Origin of the sequence: Myxococcus sp. CA039A, from assembly GCF_013336645.1 — a bacterium.
Lineage (GTDB): Bacteria > Myxococcota > Myxococcia > Myxococcales > Myxococcaceae > Myxococcus > Myxococcus llanfairpwllgwyngyllgogerychwyrndrobwllllantysiliogogogochensis.
Window position 1 is genome coordinate 1 of the sequence record NZ_JABUMQ010000134.1, and the last position, 15,710, is coordinate 15,710.

14 protein-coding genes are annotated in these 15,710 nt (G+C 70.8%); 5 read left to right on the plus strand and 9 right to left on the minus strand.

Annotated features, from left to right (window positions below; translation table 11 throughout):
• Positions 1–166: 166 nt before the first annotated feature.
• Together HR086_RS22505 and HR086_RS22510 are read left to right on the plus strand one after the other, a co-directional pair.
• Positions 167–1,177 (plus strand): serine/threonine-protein kinase, encoded by a 1,011-nt coding sequence (locus HR086_RS22505; protein ID WP_246137526.1) that lies wholly within the window; start codon positions 167–169, stop codon positions 1,175–1,177.
• An 18-nt stretch (positions 1,178–1,195) separates the two neighbouring features.
• The gene (locus HR086_RS22510; RefSeq protein ID WP_141646097.1) at positions 1,196–1,390 is read left to right on the plus strand and encodes a hypothetical protein; all 195 of its coding nucleotides are present in this window, start codon (positions 1,196–1,198) and stop codon (positions 1,388–1,390) included.
• 43 nt (positions 1,391–1,433) lie between these two features.
• Here HR086_RS22510 and queF read toward each other — a convergent pair whose 3' ends face one another.
• The gene (gene queF / locus HR086_RS22515) at positions 1,434–1,790 is read right to left on the minus strand and encodes a preQ(1) synthase (RefSeq protein ID WP_141646096.1); all 357 of its coding nucleotides are present in this window, start codon (positions 1,788–1,790) and stop codon (positions 1,434–1,436) included.
• 196 nt (positions 1,791–1,986) lie between these two features.
• Here queF and HR086_RS22520 point away from each other — a divergent pair, with 196 nt between their 5' ends.
• Complete coding sequence (locus HR086_RS22520) at positions 1,987–3,909, plus strand: hybrid sensor histidine kinase/response regulator (protein ID WP_174461099.1); 1,923 nt, start codon at positions 1,987–1,989, stop codon at positions 3,907–3,909.
• Positions 3,910–3,930: 21 nt separating this feature from the next.
• Here HR086_RS22520 and HR086_RS22525 read toward each other — a convergent pair whose 3' ends face one another.
• The 3 genes from HR086_RS22525 to HR086_RS22535 are packed head-to-tail and all read right to left on the minus strand — an operon-like array spanning position 3,931 to position 7,909.
• Positions 3,931–4,680 (minus strand): ChbG/HpnK family deacetylase, encoded by a 750-nt coding sequence (locus HR086_RS22525; RefSeq protein WP_174457960.1) that lies wholly within the window; start codon positions 4,678–4,680, stop codon positions 3,931–3,933.
• A gap of 18 nt (positions 4,681–4,698) precedes the next feature.
• Positions 4,699–5,709 carry a PHB depolymerase family esterase gene (locus HR086_RS22530; protein WP_174466614.1) on the minus strand — a complete coding sequence of 337 codons (1,011 nt, stop codon included), beginning with the start codon at positions 5,707–5,709 and terminating at the stop codon, positions 4,699–4,701.
• Between the two features lie 10 nt (positions 5,710–5,719).
• The gene (locus HR086_RS22535) at positions 5,720–7,909 is read right to left on the minus strand and encodes a protein kinase (RefSeq protein ID WP_254626427.1); all 2,190 of its coding nucleotides are present in this window, start codon (positions 7,907–7,909) and stop codon (positions 5,720–5,722) included.
• 518 nt (positions 7,910–8,427) lie between these two features.
• On the opposite strand from HR086_RS22535, the gene HR086_RS22540 reads away from it, so the two are divergent.
• Positions 8,428–9,711 carry an amidohydrolase family protein gene (locus tag HR086_RS22540; protein ID WP_174457989.1) on the plus strand — a complete coding sequence of 428 codons (1,284 nt, stop codon included), beginning with the start codon at positions 8,428–8,430 and terminating at the stop codon, positions 9,709–9,711.
• Between the two features lie 48 nt (positions 9,712–9,759).
• Positions 9,760–10,302 (plus strand): peroxiredoxin, encoded by a 543-nt coding sequence (locus HR086_RS22545; protein WP_174461102.1) that lies wholly within the window; start codon positions 9,760–9,762, stop codon positions 10,300–10,302.
• An 11-nt stretch (positions 10,303–10,313) separates the two neighbouring features.
• Here HR086_RS22545 and HR086_RS22550 read toward each other — a convergent pair whose 3' ends face one another.
• The 5 genes from HR086_RS22550 to HR086_RS22570 form a co-directional block, all read right to left on the minus strand.
• A complete protein-coding gene (locus HR086_RS22550) occupies positions 10,314–10,838 on the minus strand; it encodes a GNAT family N-acetyltransferase (RefSeq protein ID WP_141646089.1) in 525 nt (174 codons plus the stop codon).
• A 100-nt stretch (positions 10,839–10,938) separates the two neighbouring features.
• Complete coding sequence (locus tag HR086_RS22555; protein WP_254626426.1) at positions 10,939–13,044, minus strand: chloride channel protein; 2,106 nt, start codon at positions 13,042–13,044, stop codon at positions 10,939–10,941.
• 128 nt (positions 13,045–13,172) lie between these two features.
• Entirely contained in the window at positions 13,173–13,991 is an 819-nt protein-coding gene (locus HR086_RS22560; protein ID WP_174466615.1) for a DUF1109 domain-containing protein, read from the minus strand.
• On the minus strand, positions 13,988–14,554 hold the full coding sequence (locus tag HR086_RS22565; RefSeq protein ID WP_373564342.1) for an RNA polymerase sigma factor: 567 nt from the start codon (positions 14,552–14,554) through the stop codon (positions 13,988–13,990). The genes HR086_RS22560 and HR086_RS22565 overlap by 4 nt, the downstream gene beginning before the upstream one ends.
• A 122-nt stretch (positions 14,555–14,676) precedes the next feature.
• Positions 14,677–15,705, minus strand: coding sequence for an acyl-CoA desaturase (locus tag HR086_RS22570; RefSeq protein WP_141646086.1), 1,029 nt, complete (start codon positions 15,703–15,705; stop codon positions 14,677–14,679).
• Positions 15,706–15,710 lie beyond the last annotated feature (5 nt).

The window sequence follows — 15,710 nt, forward strand, 5'->3', positions numbered from 1 at the left end:
GGGGGGAGCCCATGGTCCAGACCCGCCGGCGCCGGGGGTGGCCACGTGAGACATCGACGGTCCGCGTCCAGTTCTGTACCCTTCGCCCGTGCCTGCCGCAGAGAAAGCCGTCCGTCATCGCAAGATTGGCGCGTATCGAGTGCTCGGAGAGCTGGGCCGAGGTGGGATGGCCGTCGTGTATCGCGGCCTCCACGAGATGATTCAGCGCGAGGTCGCCATCAAGGAACTGCTGCCGGAGGGCAAGCGAGACAGGGAAACCTTGTCTCGGTTCCGCCGGGAGTCGCTCGCGCTCGCCGCCTTCCGTCACCAGAACATCGTCACCCTCTACGATTTGGTGGAGAAGAACGACAGCATGTTCATGGTGATGGAGCTGGTGGACGGGCCCACCCTCCACACGCTCATCAAGGAAGGGCCGCTGCCGCCGGACGTCACGGGCGTCATCGCCGCGCGCATCGCCAGCGCGCTGGACCACGCGCACTTCCGCCACATCATCCACCGCGACTTGAAGCCCGCCAACGTCATGCTCACCAAGTCCGGTGACGTGAAGCTGATGGACTTCGGCATCGCCAAGGACGTGGGGCTGGAGGCGCTCACCCAGGCGGGCATGGCGGTGGGCACGCCCTCGTACATGTCCCCGGAGCAGGTGACGGGCGCGCCGCTGGATGGCCGCACCGACATCTTCTCGCTCGGCGTGCTGCTCTATGAGGCCCTCTCCGGCGCCCGGCCCTTCCACGGCAAGACGGCGGGCGAGGTCTTCGCGAAGATTCGCGACGGCAAGTACACGCCGCTCAACAAGGTGGCGCCCAACGTGCCCATGCCCCTGGTGCGCATCATCCAGCGCGCCATGGAGGTGAAGCCGGAGGACCGCTTCCCGGACGCCGCCGCCATGCGCCGCGAGCTGGACGTCTTCCTCGCCCAGGAAGTCCAGGTGTCGCATGCGGGGCTCCTGGTCGCCTTCCTGCGCCACCGCCAGAAGCTGACGGAGACCGAGGCGCAGCAGTTGTTGCGGCCCCAGGAGCTGGACGCGGCGGTGGAGGTCTTCGACACCTCGCGCTCGCGCTCCGGCGGCGCCTTCAAGTGGGCGCTCGTCGCGCTCATCCTCGCCTCGGCGGCGGGGACCGGCCTCTACTTCACCCAGGCGCAGTGGGCGCCGCTCGTTCAGCAACTCACCCGCTGAGGCGGGAGGAGGCAGTCCATGGGACGCATCGTGACTTTCGTGCTGGGTATTGGCGTTCTCGCCGCGGCGGCCTGGTACGTCCTCAACCGCCCGGCGCGCACGGACCCTGAAGCGGCCGCCGCGCGCAAGCTGGAGAACGTGCACAAGGCCGCCGACCGCATCGAGACGGACCTGAACAAGAACGCCGACGCCATCTTCGACAAGGTGGAGTGAGTCGCGAGAGCGCCGTGCGAGCGGCGCTCCCTCCTCCATCCGGCTACTTCTTCTCGTGCGTGACGGTGACGATGGTGCCGATGCCGCCGCGCACGAACCAGTCACCTACCAGCGTCAGCTTGCGCGGCTGGATGGCCTTGATGATGTCGTCGGCGATGGTGTTGGTGACCTTCTCGTGGAAGGCCCCCTCGTTCCGGTACGCCCACATGTAGAGCTTCAGGCTCTTCAGCTCGATGCAGAGCTGGTCGGGGACGTACGTAATCTTGAACCGGGCGAAGTCCGGCTGCCCGGTGAGCGGGCACAGACACGTGAACTCCGGGCAGTCGAACGCGATTTCGTAATCGCGCTCGGGCGCCGGGTTGGGGAAGGTCTGGAGTTCCTTGGTCGGCTGCGAAGGCATGGCGGTGTCGTCTACCACACCATCGCTACGTGTCATCCACGACGTGGGCCCCAGCCCTCCAGGCTGCCCCTGGAGGGTTCTGTCGGCCCCTCAACGCGGCGGTCGTCCACCAGCGGGGAATGCGGGGGGCGGGCCGGTTGCGCGCTCGGAGCGGGGTTCATAATCCCGAGCAGGCCCCCCGCCACCTCCCGAGCACATGACGCTTCCCCTCGACGCCGAAGAAGCCTTCTCGTGTCTCCCTCAAGCCCTGGTGCGCGTTGGACCCGATTTATGCGTCCAGTGGTGTGAGGACGGCTTCGCCCGCAAGACGGGAATGACCCTGCGCCCAGGCACCAGCCTCCTGGACGCGCTCGAGCGGGGGAGGAGCCTGGATGCCGTGGAGCTCGCCATCCGCGAGGGTCGCCCGCACACGGGCCATGTCATCACCCGCGCGCTGCACCAGGTGCGAGTGCAGGTGAAGCCGGGCAGGGAGGCGGAGTCCCCTGGCGCCTGGCTGGTGGTGGAGCCCTCCGGGGTGGATGACGAGGGCGCCTTCTCGCTGGCGGTGCGCGAGATTGCCCGGGCCGTGGGTGAGACGCTGGAGGTGGACACCGTCTGCGCGGCGGCCGTCGTGGCGCTGGTGCGCTGCGCCCAGGTGCGGCGCGCGGAGGTCTATCTGTGCGAGGAGGACGGCTCGGAGCTGCGGCGCTCGGCGGTGTCGGACCTGGCGGGGACGGAGTCTCCCGAGGACACATTCGACCCCGAGGACGACCCGTTCCGACAGGCCATGGCCTTGCGTCAGGCGCAGCTGGGCATCCAGCGGGGGTATGGGGATTCGCTGGGCTCCATCTTCGCGGCAGTGCCGCTGTGCGCGCCGCGCCGGACGGTGGGGCTGTTGCTGCTCTACAAGGAGCAGGGCACGTCCTTCTCCGCCCGGGAGCTGGAGCTGTGGACGGCGGCGGCCAACCAGCTCGCGGTGGCGGTGGAGAACGCGCGCCTCCTGCGCGAGGCGAAGGCGGCGCTCCAGGTGCGCGAGGAGTTCATGTCCATCGCGAGCCACGAGCTGAAGACGCCGCTCACCCCGCTGAAGCTGGGCCTGTACACCATGGAGAAGCGGCTCACCGCGGGGCAGCCGCTGGAGCTGTCCACGGTGCTGAAGTCCAAGCGGCAGGTGGACCGGCTGGCGGGGCTGGTGGATGACCTGCTGGACGCCTCGCGGCTGGACGTCGGGAAGCTGGCGTTGGACCTGGCGCCGCTGGAGGTGGGGCAGCTGGTGGCGGAGGTGGTGGACCACTTCCGCGCGGCTTTCGACAGGCCCTTCGCGGTGGAGGTCCCCCGAGAGCGCGTCTGGGTGCGAGGGGACCGCGACAGGCTGGAGCAGGTGCTGGTGAACCTGCTGGAGAACGCGCACAAGTACAGCCCGCCGGGCGAGCCCATCACCGTGTGCGTGGAGCGGCTCGCGGGGGAGGCGCGCATCCACGTGAGGGACCATGGCATCGGAATCCCCGGCGCGGACCAGTCCCAGGTGTTCCAGCGCTTCTACCGGGCGCGCAACGTGTCGCACCGCAACTTCGGAGGCCTGGGGCTGGGGCTGTTCATCAGCCACTCCATCGCGAGGCTGCACGGGGGCTCGCTGTCGCTGGCGAGCGCGGAGGGCCATGGCAGCACCTTCACGATGAGCCTGCCGCGCATGCCGTCGCACGAGGTGAAGCGGCTGCCCCGGCGGGTGTTGCTGCTCGACGAGGACTCCGCGCAGGAGGCCCTGGCCGAGCGCGTGTTGTGCGCGGAGGGGTTCGAGGTGCTCACGACGCGGGACGGCGCGGAGGCGTTGCGGCGGGCCACGCACCTGCCGGTGGACCTCATCGTGCTGTCCACCTCCGTCACGCATGGGAAGGCGGGGCTGTTCCTGGAGACCTTCGCCACGCTGCCGCGCGCGCGGCCGGTGCCCATCCTCCTGGCTGGCGATGCGCGGCCTTGGTGGGCGCAGGAGGAGACGTCCCTGTGCACGCGGCCGTACGTCGCCGATGAGCTGGTGGCGCGCGTGCGCAACGTCCTCACGCAGGAGCGGCGCAGGCCTTTCGGGGGGACGCCCGCCGTGGGCGAGCCGCCGCCGCTCGTGGGCTTCGGCCCCAGAATCTAGGCGCGCGCGGCGAAGAGGCCCTCAGCTCGCGGGCGTGAGGACCCGGTAGTCCACGGGGGTGATTCCCAGGCGCGACAGGGTCTCCCGGGCACGAGGGTTCTGGAAGGTGGCCAGCTCCACCTCGCGCTGCGCGCCGTAGCCGCTCTTCACCGTCTCCGGCCGGTAGCCCGGGTGGCACATCAACTCGATGATGCCCTCGGAGGGCAGCGACACCAGCTCCGCCTCCAGTCGCTCCAGCGTCCAGTACGCATCCGAGCCCGTGTCGCCCAGGAAATGGGTGTTGGTGGGGATGCCCTGCGCCTTGAGTGCGTGGCGCATGATGGAGTCGATGGAGCGCACCGGCAGCTTCATCTCTCGCGCGACACGGGACAGTCCCTCCAGCACGGTGGGCTGCAGGTGCAGGTGCATGTGAACGTCCACATGCGTCGCGGGACGTCCCGTCAGCGCCGTGAAGCGCTCGAGCTGCGCGCGGGTCTCCGCCTCCACGACTTCGGCGGGCATGCTGGCGGCGCGCGACTCCACGAAGTTCCCATTGGCCCCGAGCAGCTCGCGCGGGAAGTCGCTCCACACCGGAGTGCCCCGGGCCAGGTTCAGGTGCAGTCCCAGCGACAGGCCCTCGGCTTCGTGGGCGGAGGCCTCGGAGAACGGGGTGTTCACCAGGAGGGAGGCCGACGAGACGATGCCGTCGCGCATGGCCTGGAGGATGCCTCGGGTGACGGCGGGGTCATACCCCAGGTCGTCGGCGTTGATGATGAGGGCGCGTGTGCTCACGAAGAACTCTCCTGCGCTTCAGGGCCGAGGCCGGGTTTGGAAGAAGCGCCAGGCCTCGAGCGTGGCGTTCAGGTCCTGCGTGGGGTTGCCCGCGCTGACCGGACTGCCAGGCCAGGTGTGTCCGCCGCCCCGCACGGTGCAGAGCGACGCGGTGGCGTTCTCCGGAGAACATCCGGTGAAGGCGCTACAAGTGCTGTCCCCCTGGCGGTACGTCTCCACCACCGCGCCGCCGCAGCCATTGCGCTCCGCCTGGCTCCGGACGGAGTCCTCGGCCGAAGGGTAGGCGCGGCCGAAGGGGATGTTGTTGCCGCCCTCGTAGAGGATGACGGTGTCCGCCGTGCCATGGATATGCAGCACGGGCACCGGGCGGGAGGGGCGGCACCCATTCAGGGGCGACATTCCGGAGACGGGCGCCACGGCGGCGAAGCGCCCCGCGCGCTCACAGGCCAGCCGGTAGGAGAAGAAGCCGCCGTTGGAGAAGCCCGTGGCGAAGGTGCGGCGCGGGTCCACGCACACGCGGGTGTCCAGGTCCGCCAGGAGCGCGTCCACGAAGCCCACGTCGTCGATGTTGGACAGCTGGGACGTCCCGCAGCACGCCCCCGCGTTCCAGCCCCGGGTGTTGTCTCGCGGGGGAGAGGTGCCGCCGGAAATCTCCTGGGCGCTCAGCCCGCGCGGGTACACGACGAGGAAGCCCTCCGTGTCCGCGAGCGTCGACAGGCCCGTCTGGACCTCCAACTGCTCGGGGTTCGAGCCAAAGCCATGGAAGGCCACCACGATGGGCGTGGGCCGCGTGGCGTCGTAGCCGGGGGGCACGTGGACGCGGTAGGTCCGCGCCCGTCCGGCGTGGCTCACTGTCCATTCGTGGGTGCCGGGCCCTTCTGAGAGTCCGGTGCAGGACGCGCGCTCCGGGACGGAGGGCTCCTCGTTGGAGGGCTCGGGGCCGGTGTCGCCCGGGTCTTCCGGGCGCGAGGCAAGGGAGGATGAACAGCCGAGCGCCCCCAGGATGAGGGCGACGAGCACGAGGCGCATGGGCGGGAAGCTAATTCCCCGCCTTGCACTCTGCCGCGAGGACGTTCGCCCGTTCGGGGAATCGTTCCTCCAGCGTACGCTTCACCTCGGCGACGGCCGTCTCATTGCCACCATGGGCATGGAGCTGGCATCGCGCCGCCAGGGCCCGAGGGTCCTCCGGGGCCAGCCTGTCCGCCTCCCGATAGGCGCGCTCGGCGCCCGTGCTGTCGCCCTGACGGAAGAGGACGGCCCCCAGGTAGTAGTGGGCCACGGCCAGCTTGCCGTCCTTGCGCAGCGCGCGCTTGAGCAGCGCGGCGGCCTCGTCCACGCGCTCCTGCCGGAAGCGCACGAAGCCGAGCTCCGCCAGGCTGGCCGCGTCGTCATGCTCCCGCGTCCAGGCGGACAGCACCGAGGCGGCCTCGTCCAGCCGGCCATTCTGCGACAGCATCCGCCCGTAGCGAGGCGCCACCCGCGCCACGCCCGGCTTCTGGGCGTACGCCTTCGCCAGCGCCGCCACCGCGCCGGGCAGGTCGCCCTGGCGCTCGCGCAGGTCCGCCAGCATCAGCGAGGGGCGCAGGTCCTTGGGCGCCAGCGTGAGGGCCTCGTCCAACGCGCGCTCGGCCCGCTTGCCCCGGTTCAGCTCCGTCGCCGCCCGGGCCGCGAGCAGGTGCGCCTCCACGTCCTTCGGAAAGCGCGCGACGTAGGCCTCCGCCAGCTCCAGCGCCTTGAAGTGTGCGCCCGCGGTCAGCAGCACCGTCCCCGCCTGGGCCAGCTCCTCGGCGGTGGCGCGAGTGTCCTCGCCCAGGCCGGAGAGCAGCGAAACCTTCGCGGTGGGCGCGTCGGCGGCCTGTGCCTTCGCCAGCCGCTCCGTCGGAGACGACTCCGTGCGCGTCAGGTACCACGTGCCTCCGGCGCCGAGCGCCGCGAGTCCGAGCACTCCGCCCAGCACGAGGCCCCACCGCGAGCGGCGTCGAGGGCCGCCCTGGGTGATGCCGGAGTCGTTGCGCGTGGGCGGCGTCGAGTCCGTCGGGTTGCGCGCGGGAGGCGTCGAGTCCGTCGGGGAGCCAGGGCGAGACGGCGGCACCACGCCCGGAGAGCTGGCGCGGAAGCCAGTGACGGTGGCGGCCTCGGTGGAGCCCGGGGACGTGGGCGTGGGCGGGCGCACGGAGTCCGGGGGCTCGCCGCCGTGGAGGGTGGCGCCCACGTCGGGCAGGAAGACCTTGGGCCACGCGGCCGGCACCGTCATGGCGTTGTGGGGCGCGGCGTTGGGGTCGAAGGCGCGAGGAATCGGCGGCGTGCCGCCATGGGACGGGTCGGCCATCCGCGCGCGGCGCAGGGCCTGTCGCTTCGGGTCCCGGTCCGGCGGGAAGAGGGTGTCCACGTACGCGGCCACCTGCTCTCCGGTGGCGACCTCGGCCTGGCCTCCAATGGCCTCGATGGCGTCGATGAAGGACTCGAGGCTGTCGAAGCGCGCGGCCGGGTCTCTCTGGAGCGCGGTGAGGCACACCAATTCCAGCGCGGCGGGCACGGACGGGTCGAACGCGGTGGGAGGCCGGGCGCGCCCCTCCGCGATGCGGCCCAGCACCTCCTCGGCCGTCATGCCGGTGAAGGGCCTGCGGCCACAGAGTTGCTCGTACAACATGACGCCCGCGGCGAAGAGGTCCGCGCGGTGGTCCACCGGCTTGCCGGCGATCATCTCCGGCGACATGTAGAAGAACTTGCCCTTGAGGACGCCGGGCTCCGTGCCCGCACCGAGCGCGTCCGCCTTGGCGATGCCGAAGTCGATGACCTTCACCGCGCCATTCACACCCACATGGATGTTGTCCGGGGTGAAGTCGCGGTGGACGATGCGCAGCGGCCGCCCCGCTTCGTCCACGGCGCGGTGGGCCGCGTCCAGGCCCCGGCAGGCCTCCACCAGCACGCGCAGGGTGATGCCCAGCGGCACGCGCTGGCCCCGCTCCGCGGCCTCCTGGCGCAGCTCCGCGAAGGAGCGGCCCTCCAGCAATTCCATCGCGATGAAGGGCTCGGTGCCCTCCATGCCCAATTCGAGGATGGAGACGACGTTGGGGTGGCGCACCTGCGCGGTGATGCGCGCCTCGTTGAGGAACATCTGCACCACGCGCCGGTCCGAGGCCAGGTGCGGCATCAGCCGCTTCACCGCCACCGCGGGCCCGCGCGCGCCGTCATCCTCGAAGCGGCGCCCCAGGTACACCTCGGCCATGCCGCCCGTCGCGATACGCGCGGACAGCCGATAGCGACCGACCCAATAGGTGTTCGGACCCGACTCCAAGATGGCGCCAGTCTATGTGCAGAGCCGCCCCGCGTCCCCCCTCAGAAGTTCGAGGGGGAAAGCCTGCCCGTCTCCGTCCCGAACTCGGCCGCCCGGCGCATGCGCCACCGTGGCTCGCGGGCCCGGGCCAGGTGTGGGTTTCCACCACGGCCGCCGCATCACCCGCGTCATCGAGGAGGCCCACGGTGGTGGCGTGGGGGTGCCCGCATGGAAGGCGTGGAGGGGCCCTGACGTGGTGGTGGCGGTGAGGTGCTCCGGGGTGGGTTCGACCCCGTGACGCTCCGGGGCCCCGCTGCGCACCGACACGTCGCGCGGGGTGCGGTGGGCCTTACGCGGGGTGTGGGCGTGCCATCTGCTGGCTCGCGCGATGGGTCGGGTGGAGTGCTAACCTCGCGCCGCGCTGACCCGCCACGCGCTTCGTTCTTCGTTCTTCGTTCCTCGGAGGGATGTTGGGCACCGTCCTCAAGGGTGGTTACGTCGTCGAGCTGGAGCCCGCGGTGGTGGAACGCGTGGACTTGCGCGTCGAGGGAGAGCGCATCGTGGCGCGCGGGCCGGACCTGACGCCCGAGGCCGACGACGAGGTGGTGGCCCTCTCCGGCAAGCTCGTCTTCCCGGGGCTGGTCAGCGCGCACCACCGGCTGCACGCCGTCCTGGGTCGAGGCATGCCGAACACGGCGATGGAGACCTACCAGGACATCCTGGAGAAGGTGCTCTGGCCCTACGAGGACGCGCTGGACTTGGACGCCGTCCAGGTGGCGGGGTGCGCGGGCGGCCTGGAGGCGCTCCAGTGCGGCACGACGACGGTGTGCACCCTGCACTCCTCGCCCAAGGCGGTGTCGGGCTCGCTGGTGCGGCTGGCGCGAGGTCTCCACGAGGTGGGGGTGCGCGGCGTGCTCGCCTACGCGGTGTCGGACCGCAGCGGAGCGGTGGGGCGAGAGGAGGGGCTGGAAGAGACGGTGGGCTTCGCGCAGAAGGCGAAGGGGAGATTCCGGGGCCAGGTGGGCGCGGGGCCTTGTTTCACGCTGGGGCAGGACGCGCTCCAGGGGCTCGCCGAGGCGCTGAAGGCGGCGAACACCGGCCTGCACCTGCCGCTCGCGGAGGACCCGCTGGACGAGCGGCTGTCGAACGAGCGGCATGGGGCCTCGCCGGTGCCACGGCTCCTGGACGCGGGGCTGTTGTCGCCTCGGAGCCAGCTGGCGCACGTGGGGCACCTGGCGTGGGCGGACCTGGCGCAGGTGATTGCGACGGGAGCGTGGATTGTCCACACGCCGCGCGCCAACCAGGGGTTGGAGGTGGGGTATGCGCCGGCGCTGAAGTTCGGCGCGCGCGCGACGCTGGGCGCGGACGGCGTGTCGGCGGACCTGTTCGCGGAGGCGCAGGCGGCGTATCTGCGCTCGCGCGAGGCGGGGCAGCCCATCGACGTGCTGCGCTACCTGGCGAACGGGCATCGGTTGGTGTCGCAGCACTTCGGAGTGCCGCTGGGGCCGATGCGGGAAGGGGCGCTGGCGGACCTGTTGGTGCTCGACTACCTGCCGGCCACGCCGCTGACGGCGGAGAACCTGGCGTGGCACGTGGTGTTCGGCCTGGGCAGCCGGCACGTGGAGGCGGTGATGGTGGATGGGGTGTGGCGCATGTGGGCGCGCCGCCCGTTGTCCGTGAACCCCTCCGTGGTGGCCGAGCAGGCGCGCGAGGCCGCGTCGGCCGTGTGGGCGCGCATGGCCGAGTCGAAGTAGCGAGGGCGTCGCTTGCCTGGGAGGGGCGGGTCCGCTCAAATCCCCGGCATGCTCGCTCCCGTACTGCTCGCAGGGCTTCTGGTCGCCGCCATCCCCAACGTGGGCGACACCGCCCCGGACTTCACCGTGAAGGACACGGACGGCAAGGTCTACATCCTGTCGGAGCTGGTGAAGCAGGGGCCCGTCATCGTCGCCTTCTTCCCCAAGGCCTTCACGGGAGGGTGCACGAAGGAACTCAAGGCGTACACGGCCCGGCACTCGGACATCGAGAAGTTGCAGGGGCGCGTGCTGGCCTTCAGCACGGACGACGCGGAGACGCTCAAGCGCTTCAAGGCCGAGCTGAAGGCGCCGTTCCCCTTCATCCCGGACCCGGACGGCAAGGTCGTCGAGGCGTACGACGTGAAGATGCCGCTGGTGACGGTGTCCAAGCGCTACACCTTCGTCGTCGGCGAGGGGCGCAAGGTCCTCAAGGTGGACTCCGGCGGTGACGCCATCGACCCGGCGGGCGCCATCACCTCGTGCTCGCAGGGCAAGCCCGCGACGCCGCCCGCCACGAAGGAGCCGTCGCCGGCTCCCGAGGCGAAGCCGTAGCGCGCACCCGGCTATCGCGTCGTGGGCGGTCCAAGGCGAAGGGGTGGCAGTCCCCGGTTGTCGAAGAGCTGGGCCGGGGAGTCCTCCACGTAGCTGTCCTCGAACTGGCCGCCGGTGTACTCGCGGATGACCTTCCTCCAGAACGAGGTGGCCGCGTGGTTGGCGGGCAATTGGGACACCTCCCACAGGCCCCGGAAGCGGTCGAACACGGCCATGGCCGCGCGCCGTCCCAGGCCGTAGCCCCGCTCGCCGCGCAGGATGAAGAACTCACTCATCCGGAAGTCGCGCCCGGGAGTCATGTACGGGAAGGGAGCCTGCGCCACGAAGGCGAAGCCCACCGTGCGGCCCTCCCAGCGCAGCAGCAGCGGGTGGACCTCGTCCGAGGCCGCGAGCCACGTGGGCAGGAAGTTGGGCACCCACTGCCCTTGTGGGTCCAGGCGGTACTCCACCCCGAACTCGCTCAAGTCGTGCAGGTAGAGCGGGTACAGGTTTCGCAGCAGCGGGTGCTCGGCTGGACTCGCACGGAGTAGCTCCACGGACGCCTCCGGGCGCCCAGCATGTCCCATCCCATGCGCCGCGAACAGGAAGAGCCTCCCTCGTAAAAAGGGGGGTATCCCGGACCCCAGGCCCCGCACATCAGTGCGTCACCTCGGTGGCGCTGACGGGGCTGTCGCCGCGCGCATGGGCCTTGGCGTGCTGGGCGAAGAGGAAGCGCCTCACCGCGGCGCGCGTCAGCAGGCCCCGGGTGGCGATGCCCCCGGGAGCGGCGACGGGCAGGGAGTCCACGTCCTCCTGGTCCATGATGCGCAGCGCCTGGGCCAGGTCGGCATTGGGCGCCAGGAGCGGCAGCTTGCGCGCCAGGTCGCTGGCCACCAGCAGCGGGTACATGGCCTCGTCGCGCCACACCTCGCGCAGCTGCTCCACCTGGACGATGCCGTAGACCTCGCCGTGGGTGTCCAGCACCGGCAGCGCGCCCGTCTCGGAGGTGAGCAGCAGGTCCGCCAGGGGCCGCATCGGCAGGCCCGCGGGCACGGGCGCCACGTGCTCCATCAGCGCTTGCACGGGCGTGCTCTCCAGCAGGTCCGTGTCGCTGGGGGCCTTGGGCGCGTTGCGCTCGATGAGGTAGTGGCACAGCGCGGAGGCGATGGTGCACGTCACCATCAGCGGGAGGATGATGTCGTGGTTCCCGCTCAGCTCGTACATCATCATCATCCCGGTGAGCGGACCCCGGTTGAGCGCCGCCACCGCGCCGCCCATGCCCACCAGCGCATACGCCCCGCTGGGGCCGGTGCTGGCCGGGAAGAAGTAGTGCACCAGCGTGCCGAACGCTCCACCCGCCATGGCCCCGATGACGGCCGCGGGGAAGAACGTCCCGCCCGAGCCCCCCGAGCCGATGGTGATGGCCGTCGCCACCAGCTTCAACACGCAGGCGGTGACGAGGAAGAAGAAGGGCAGTTTTCCCACCGCCGCCAGGTTGATGAAGTCGTGCCCGCTGCCCCACACCGTGGGGCTGACGAAGGCCATCAGCCCCGCGCACAGTCCGCCCAGGCCCGCGCGGAACGGCAGCGACTTGCGGCCCAGCCACGGCGACAGCGTCCCGCCCATGCGCCCCTGGAAGAAGTGCTCCACCCCGTGCAGCATCTTCACGAAGGTGAAGGCCAGCAGGCCACAGCCGATGCCCAGCACCGCGTACGCCAGGACTTCCGATCCGCTCACCAGCTCGTACGGCACGCTGCGCAGCATGGGCGCCTCGCCCAGCACACCCTGGCTCACCAGCGTGCCCGCCACGCTGGCCAGGATGATGGGCGAGAAGACGCGCAGCTCGAACTCGCGGAGGATGATTTCCATCGCGAACACCGCCCCGGCGATGGGGGCGTTGAACGACGCGGAGATGCCCGCGCCCGCGCCGCACGCCAGGAGGATGGACAGCTCCCTGCGGCTGAAACCGAGCACCCGGCCCACGCTGGAGGCGAACGCCGCGCCGCCATAGACGATGGGGCCCTCACGGCCCGCCGAACCGCCGCTGCCGATGGTGATGGCGGACGCCACCAGCTTCAACAGGCCCCGGTCCGCGGGCACCACGTTGGCGCCACTCTTCACCGCTCGGACGACCTCGGGGACGCCATGGCCATGCGTCTCCGGCCTGTCCCGGAGCAGCCGTCCCACCGCCACGCCGCCCAGGGTGGGGGCCAGCAGCATCAGCCACCAGGGCAGGAGCGGAATCGCCTCCGCCAGGGCGTGGGGGTGACCGAAGACGCTGTTGAGCGCGGCCAGCGCCACCAGCGGGTAGTAGAGCGACAGCGCGCCCAGCGTCAGCAGCGCCAGCAGGCGCAACCGTCGCTTCACCTCGTCCCGAGGACCTCCGGGCTCGATGACCCGCGCCAGCAGCAGCGCGCCGAGCGCCAGCGGCGCCCCGACGATGGCGTACTCCAGATGCCACCGCGCCGAGCCGAACGCGTCCATCAACGTCAGCAACTGGCTGCGGCGCAGCGTGTGCGCCAGCTCCGCCGCGCCGAACGTCAGCCCGCTCACCAGGCCAATCAGGTTGGAGAAGATGCCCGCGGCCAGGCCGCTGTAGAGCCCCACCACCGCGCCCGCCACGGGCAGCACCGACGGACCGGGCAGTCGCAGGCGGTTGGAGGCTTGAAGCGCCGCGTGCGTGAATCGGCTCAAGTGCTCCCGAGCGCGGACCCACACCGCGCGCTGGGGCATCACCCCAGGGGGAGGTTCATCGACATTCATTGGTCCTCCCACTAACCCATCCCGAACGGGGAAGCTTCAACGTTCGAGAGCGGCCTGTCGGGCCGGTGGCACTCCTCGCGGCCACACGGCGCGAGGGGGCGAGCGGGAGGGCGGCGGGTGGCCTGTCTTCAGGGGGCGTAGCTGCGCGTGGGCAGCAGCGAGCGCAGCAGCACGGCGATTCCCGCGAGCCCCAGCCAGGGCAGCACATGGCCCCAGAGCAGGTGGGCCGCCGTCCCGTCGGGGCAATGCACGTGGAGGACAAGCAGGCTGACCGAGCCGGCGGACAGCCCGGCAGCCAGCGCTCGCGCGGGGTGGTAGGCGGAGCGGCTCAGCAGCACCAGCGTGACGGCCAGCGGCACCACCGTCACCGCCAGCTCCGTGCCCGCGCAGCCGAGGACGCCGGCCAGCAAGGCCCGGCCCTGCTGTCCGGACCCGGTGAGCACCACGGTGACGCCCAGGGCTCCCGCGAAGGCGAGGACTCCCGCCCAGGGCACCACCCGACGGCGGGGCGACAGCGCGACAAAGGCGCCCGCGCCGAGCAGCGCGAGGATGACGACTCCCACGCCCACCACCAGTCCCGGCGGGGACGCGTTGCCCACCCATCCGCCTCGGCGGCTCAGCAGGGTCAGCCCCACGCCCACCATCGCCGCGTGGACGCCCACCAGCAGCACCAGCCCGTACCACCAGGGACGCGCCATCGGCTGCTTCGCCAGGGTCTCCAGGGCGAAGCGTCGCGCGGTGTCGTGGCCGGGCAGCGTCTGCTCGTCATCCTCGGTGGACGCGAAGGCCGTGGGGAGCGTCGACGCCGCGGCGTGACTCGGACCGCCGAGGAGGTCGAAGCCGCCCGTCACCACCTGGCAGTCCTCACAGGACGCCACGTGCTTCGTCAGCTCCGGGGGCAGGGCGTCGCCCAGACAGTCCATCACCCGTGAACACTCCGGGGTCATTCCAAGGTCTCCGTGCGCAGGGGGGCGAGCAGCTCGCGCAGTCGCTCATAGCCTCGATGGGCCCGGACCTTCACCGCGCTCTCGGTGAGGCCCAGGGTGTCGGCGATTTCGGCGAAGCCCATGCCCTCGAAGCGGTGCAGGAGGATGGGGATGCGCTGGCCCTCGGGGAGCATGTCGAGCGCCTGTCGCACCGCGCGCTCCAGCCCCACGTCTCGGGGAGCGGGGCTCTCGTCGGCGATGCCCGTGGGCAGCTCCCCCTCGGCCGTCAGCTCCTCGGTGCGACGGCCCCGGCGCTGGGAGTCGCGCGCGGCATTGGTGGCGATGGCATACAGCCACGGCTTGAAGCGGGAGCCCGCCTGGAAGCGCCCTCGCGAGCGGACCAGGGACATGAAGGTGAGCTGCACCAGGTCCTCGGCGGTGGACGCGCTGCCCGTCAGGCGGGTGAGGTATCCGCGCACCTGTCGGGAGTGACGCTGGAAGAGCGCGTCGAACGCCGGAGCCTGCCCTTCACAAAACCGCGCCATCAGCACCTCGTCTGACTCGGGTGCGACGGAAGCGCGCACCGAATCGTCTCCGGTACGCACGGGCGCGGAGGCTGGTTTCATCGACGGAGGCGGTGACACGCGCGCGGCACTCTAGCCGGTTGCATGAGACCCAGGGTGGGTGTGCCTCGGCCCCGCCATCGTCACTGCTTGAGCATGGGCTGCGGTGTGGGTGCGGAGGAGGGAAGGTGATCCGCCGCGGCGGCCAGCGCCTCGCGAACCTTGCCCTCGGCGGCCGTCCTGGCGGCGACCAATTGCGCGCGCGCGCCTCCCGCGCCGAAGAAGCGGGTGGGCGTGGCCAGCGCCGCGCGGTCCTCCGCCGAGTACTTCCGGTACGCGTACCTGACCGAGTCGGAGGGCAGCCGCAGGCCCTCCACGACCTTGAACCAGGAGAGGACCTTCAACGAGTAGAAGCTCAGGTCCACCTCCCACCAGAACCAGCCCTGGTTGGCGGTGTTCTGGTGGTAGTGGTGGTTGTTGTGCCAGCCCTCGCCGAGGGTGATGAGCGCCAGCAGCCAGTTGTTGCGGCTGGTGTCCGTCGTCTTGTAGCGGCGCTTGCCGAAGATGTGGCTCAGGGAGTTGATGGTGAACGTCCCGTGCCACAAGAGGGTGGTGCTGACGAAGAAGCCCCACACCAGCATGGAGAAGCCGCCGATGAAGTAGAGCGCCACCGCCAGCAGGACGGGCGGCACCAGGTGGAAGCGGTTGAGCCACACCAGCTCCGGGAAGCGCGCGAAGTCCTTGATGCCCTCCATGCGCGTGGGCCCGTACTTGTCACACAGAATCCAGCCCACGTGGCTGAACCAGAAGCCCTTCTGCACCGGCGAGTGGATGTCGTCCGCCTGGTCCGACGTCCGGTGGTGGTGGCGATGGTTGGCCGCCCACCACAGCACGCCCTTCTGCGTCGACAGGGTGCCCACCAGCGCGAGGATGAACTGGAAGACGCGCCCCGTCTTGAAGGCCCGGTGGGAGAAGTAGCGGTGGAAGCCCACCGTGATTCCCCACATGCGCAGGATGTACAGCCCCACACAGACCGCCACGTCCACTGGCTTCGCCCCGACAGAGAAGGCGAAGAGGCACATGATGTGGACGGCGAAGAAGGGGATGGACGACAGCCAGTTCAGGCGCTCGTTGTCCGAGGGCAGGGCGGGAGCAGGAGAGGAAGTCTGCAAGGGAG